The organism is Vibrio scophthalmi LMG 19158 (assembly GCF_000222585.1).
In the GTDB taxonomy this organism is placed as follows: domain Bacteria; phylum Pseudomonadota; class Gammaproteobacteria; order Enterobacterales; family Vibrionaceae; genus Vibrio; species Vibrio scophthalmi.
Genome location: NZ_AFWE01000198.1, coordinates 1 through 5,036 on the forward strand (window position 1 = coordinate 1; position 5,036 = coordinate 5,036).

General features: G+C 42.2%; 6 protein-coding genes and 1 pseudogene. All 7 read left to right on the forward strand.

What is annotated here, in order from left to right:
* A pseudogene (locus RH88_RS23625) lies at nt 1-664 on the forward strand (LysM domain-containing protein); the annotation flags it as partial.
* On the forward strand, nt 648-1,799 hold the full coding sequence (locus RH88_RS17085) for a hypothetical protein (RefSeq protein WP_005598337.1): 1,152 nt from the start codon (nt 648-650) through the stop codon (nt 1,797-1,799). The pseudogene RH88_RS23625 and the gene RH88_RS17085, both read left to right, overlap by 17 nt.
* Nucleotides 1,800-1,939: 140 nt before the next feature.
* Nucleotides 1,940-2,239, forward strand: coding sequence for a type VI secretion system PAAR protein (locus RH88_RS17090; protein WP_005598338.1), 300 nt, complete (start codon nt 1,940-1,942; stop codon nt 2,237-2,239).
* 199 nt (nt 2,240-2,438) lie between these two features.
* Nucleotides 2,439-3,401 carry a hypothetical protein gene (locus tag RH88_RS17095; RefSeq protein ID WP_005598340.1) on the forward strand — a complete coding sequence of 321 codons (963 nt, stop codon included), beginning with the start codon at nt 2,439-2,441 and terminating at the stop codon, nt 3,399-3,401.
* Nucleotides 3,402-3,468: 67 nt separating this feature from the next.
* The gene (locus tag RH88_RS17100; protein WP_005598342.1) at nt 3,469-3,705 is read left to right on the forward strand and encodes a hypothetical protein; all 237 of its coding nucleotides are present in this window, start codon (nt 3,469-3,471) and stop codon (nt 3,703-3,705) included.
* 187 nt (nt 3,706-3,892) lie between these two features.
* A complete protein-coding gene (locus RH88_RS17105) occupies nt 3,893-4,192 on the forward strand; it encodes a type VI secretion system PAAR protein (protein WP_005598343.1) in 300 nt (99 codons plus the stop codon).
* A 431-nt stretch (nt 4,193-4,623) separates the two neighbouring features.
* Nucleotides 4,624-4,923, forward strand: a complete 300-nt coding sequence (locus tag RH88_RS17110; protein WP_005598345.1) for a type VI secretion system PAAR protein — start codon at nt 4,624-4,626, stop codon at nt 4,921-4,923.
* The last annotated feature ends 113 nt before the right edge of the window (nt 4,924-5,036 follow it).

The following is a 5,036-nucleotide window of genomic DNA, read 5'->3' on the forward strand; positions in this document are numbered from 1 at the left end:
TCCATTTTTGGCTCGTAATATCAACGAAGAAGACGATAAACGTAAATCTGAGAAAGTTAGACAATGGGTAGTTAAACTGCCCCCAGAAACATTATCAAATTTGCTTACCGCGCTATCTCAGAAGCAATACAACACAAGGTTTGATGGTGAAGGAAGACCGATAAGAGCGGCAACTGATAATCAAAACCAAGCGGCGGCAATAGTGAAAATCATGCAGTGGTTGGCAACTGACGTAAGCGAAAGCGATGAAACCAATCAACGCCAATGGAAGGAAGCGTTAATTGCCATGGCCGATTTGCCCAAATACAGTAAAGATTATTCTGCAGAGTGGGATGGGTATAAGAAGCAGTGGTTTGAGTTGGCTGAATTTATAAAAGCCACAGAGGATCTTGAAGTTATTCGAAGGTTTAATCAATACTCAAATCAGCTTTGTGCCAACATGGTGTTAACTAAACAAAAATTATATACTGTGACGGGAATTATTGGTGGCGTTGAGCAATATGAATATTCCGCCTATCCGACGAGATGCGTGCCTAATGCGTCGCTAGGTAAGGGAACTCTCGCTATTGTTAGTCGAAAAACTGATTTACCTGAAAATCACTGGCGTTTAGAGAAAACTAATGAAGTCATTATAAGTTGGAGTCTCGATGAAATTACATTTTAAGCTGTTAGTGAAATTACTATCAAGTATCTTTCTCCTATTAAGTATTACAGCGTGCGGCCCCAACCCGCAAGATGATATTCCATTATTTAAAAATTATATAGAAGAGAATATCAATAAAAAGTCAGACGACCCATATATCTCCAGCTCAGTTAAGCCTGGTGACGCGATGTATGAGTATCTGACGAAGTTGCAACAAGGTGCTGGGGACGAGCGTCTACTTGAACCGCTAATCAAGGCTGGTAACACTGATGCTATGGTGTGGATGGCTCGTACCAACTCAAATGATTTAGAAATGCGCGGTGAAGTCCTTGGACTTTTGGCGCGCGCAATGGAAGCGGGTGATCCGTTCGCTGCGTTAGCATTGTCATCTGGTGGAGAGGAATGCTGGGATTTTGGTAACAGCTCGTTGAGTAGTCAAGCCGCCAAATCTATAGGTATCAACGTAAATACAAAGATAGAAACATGTTCAAAAAAAAACTGGGCAATAGCAATGGAGGGCTTTAACGAGTTGGCACAAAAAGGCGATTTACGGTCACAGTATTTTTTATTGAGCATGGAAAGAATTCAACAACCCGACGACTCAGTTGAAGCTCATGAACATTATCTTAAAGAAGTTATTCGTTTTGCTGAAGGCTACTATTACCAACCATTGGTTGATTATGTAAAAACAATTTTGGTTAAAGAAAAAGGTTCTTATCAGTTAAAATCAGAGAGTAAAGAACTAGAATCTACAGCTATCAGTCTGCTGACCATTGCTGCCAATCATAATTATATACCAGCCATAAAGAAGCTAATTGAGTATAATTATCAAAATATAGAAAAAACCGATCAGTTATTTAAACATGGAGTTAGGTTAGGCTCTAAAGGTTCAATTACTTGGCAAATGATTATATTTGCAGATTTTGATGACAAAAGGATTTATACACCATCAGAAGTGTATTATTTTTCAAGGTTATACTGGAAAATAACAGGCGATAACACGATGTTGCGTTTTGATTACGAAAAAGGTTCGCTCACTGATGATGAAATTCAGTTGTTAAACATTGAAGTTGACAAGCAATATAATAAAATTACACCGATGGTTTACATAGATAATTTTACCCTAAGAACAAACTGGATTGATAGAACGAACTGATGTTATACAAAAAGTGAAACCAAAATACGTATGATTTCCTATGCATGTTAGGGAGATGAACGCTCATTATTGATCGTTGAGGCATGGGTTTGACTAAAAGTAGGACGTACCTGAGTTTAGAGATATTTTAAGGACAAATAATGCCAAAAGCAGCACGTATCGGCGATATCGCCTCAGCACATGGATGTTTTCCACCCACACCGATTATCGCCGGTAGTAGCGATGTCTTTATTAACGGCATCCCTGCCGCGCGTCTGGGCGATGCAGCCGCACCCCATGGTTGCCCATGCCCCAAAACACCGCATGGATTTCATGGCCGCGCCATTTCAGCGGGCTCTGGCAGTGTTTTCATCAATGGTTTACCCGCAGCTCGAGTTGGTGATGCGATTGGTTGCGGAGGTACGGTCGCGACAGGATCACCGGATGTCACTATTGGGTAGTTCAAGCGGATGATATTGGAGGCCATTTCCATTGATAATCGTGAATTTTAGCGCCTCACAATTCAAGGTGAGATCCATATTGGCAAGAAGAAAGACCTGAACCCGTTGCCTTTGTCGTTGCCTTTCTTGTTATCGATATCAGAGGAATGGGGGAAATTACCCGAGCATCCCATGACACCATGGAGTGAGTAGTATAGAGGTGAAATTAAGTGAAGTTCAGCAAACATTAGAACATGGTGAGTGTTCCACTGATGGCGAAATTCAACGGATTGGTTTATCTCCTATGCCAATCAGTTGTGGTCGTAAACCCATGGTTGTGAGTGGTTTTTTTACTAAAACGCCTGATGGTTTGGTGGAGATACGCGCTCTAAACATCGATGTTCATGTTCTGCAATTAATGTTTTTTTGGATGTTGGCAATGAGCAGTATCGTTATTCCAATGTGGTTTGAGTTTGGACATGCATTTTTTATGTATCCTATGCTTTTACCGGTGACTATCATTTTTGGTGGGTTGTTTTATTGTTTTTTCAAAGATAGTCATACTTCGATTAGTTGTTCACCTCCAATATGTTTTCACCCTCAGAAGAAAGAGGTATTGTTTTCCTGGATTAAAAGTAATGGCAAAACACCAGTGCGGCCTGACATTATGGTTAGTGATATTTCTGCGTTTATGTTTATTATGGCTTTTATTTGTATTGGCTTGGGAAGTGCCATGCTCATTCAAATGTTCTATAGTCGACGGTTGTTAGATTTATCTGACCATACTTTGTGGATTATACCATTGATGATAGGTGCATATCCTCTCTACTATACTGTCAAACCGTGGTTTTGTTACTTTAAAGCCAGTAAAAATTACGTTAGTTCCGTTGAGGTTTTTCCCGTTGATTGGGAAGATCTTAATATCGAGTTTCAATCGTTTACCGGAGTTAACTACACGGGTATGGTGAGTTTAAATAACTTAACGTTTACAGCGCCAATACCTAATGACCCAAATGGTGATAGCGCACTGGTTAGCTTACCTGTTTATAGCCAAGAAGAAGCGTTATGTCTTTATGAATTACTCTGTGACTATATGGAGAATGGTGCTCAAGGTATCGAGCATACCGCGGCGAATAAAATCTCTAATTATCGGGGGGGGGGGGTACAATCGTGCAGGTTATAAGCGGCTTATTCTTAAACGGATGCGAAAAACACCTTTGTTTTATCCCATTTGGCGAGTTTGGAACTAGGTGAGTCTTCGTTATTTTGCGCATTGGTATTTAGAATATCAAATTGAAGTGAATCAACAAAAAGTACTTAATCGTGAGGATGTAAAAGCGTGGTCAGCGCTAATCCCTGAAGAGCAGTGGCAGCAACTCTCTCAACCGCTAACCGAAGCTAATAAGAAAGTAAGAAAACTGTATGCTCATGGGATTAAGTGGGAAGATGATAAAGTTCAAAAAATCCTTAGGGAATACCAGAGTTAGAATTCAGTGCCTAATTTTTAATGTTTAGCTAGTGAATAGACAATCGAATAAATGAGATTATTGAGTAGTCGAGTAGTACCAATGAACGGGGTCAGGTCTTTCCTTTTGCTTTCTTGTTTGGATGGTTAGGCTTTTTTGATGTATACGAAATTAGATGTCTGAACGAAACATATTTTAAGGACAAATCATGCCAAAAGCAGCACGTATCGGCGATATCGCCTCAGCACATGGATGTTTTCCACCCACACCGATTATCGCCGGTAGTGGCAATGTCTTTATTAACGGTATCCCTGCCGCGCGTCTGGGCGATGCGGCAGCGCCGCATGGTTGCCCATGCCCGAAAACACCGCATGGATTTCATGGCCGCGCCATTTCAGCGGGTTCCGGCAGTGTTTTCATCAATGGTTTGCCCGCAGCTCGAATTGGTGATGCGATTGGTTGCGGCGGTACGGTCGCGACAGGATCGCCGGATGTGACAATAGGCTAAGTGGTTAAACGTGACGGACTTATCTTAGTAAGATGAATACCTGCCAGAGCAAATCGCTCGTAAGGATCTTTATGCTCCGATTGATACCACGATGCAGGCATTGCTTGGCTGAGGCCTAATTGCTTCAGTTGCTGCTTCTCTTGTTTGGTTATGACCGCATAATCAAGTAGGCAGGATAGAATACGTTTGGCAGATTGTGGTGTTAACTCACCATCGCGTTGGTAGCGTTTGAGCTCTCCTATGATGGTCTCAAGGGGGACTAAAGGCTCTAGTTCAGCGTGTTTTACGGTGAATACGTTATTTGAACGGCAGCTGCAATCTCTAAATGAACGGGGTCAGGTCTTTCCTTTTGCTTTCTTGTTTAGAGGGTTAGGCTTTTTTGATGTATGCGAAATTAGATGCCTGAACGAAACATAATTTAAGGACAAATAATGCCAAAAGCAGCACGTATCGGCGATATCGCCTCAGCACATGGATGTTTTCCACCTACACCGATTATCGCCGGTAGTGGCGATGTCTTTATTAACGGTATCCCTGCTGCGCGTCTGGGTGATGCGGCAGCGCCGCATGGTTGCCCATGCCCGAAAACACCGCATGGATTTCATGGTCGCGCCATTTCAGCGGGCTCTGGTTGTGTTTTCATCAATGGTTTACCCGCAGCTCGAGTTGGTGATGCGATTGGCTGTGGTGGTATGGTCGCGACAGGATCACCGGATGTGACAATTGGGTAGTTCGAGCGGATGATATTGGAGGCCATTTCCATTGATAATCGTGAATTTTAGCGCCTCACAATTCAAGGTGCGCTCCATATTGGCAAGAAGAAAGACCTGACCCCATTGCTTTT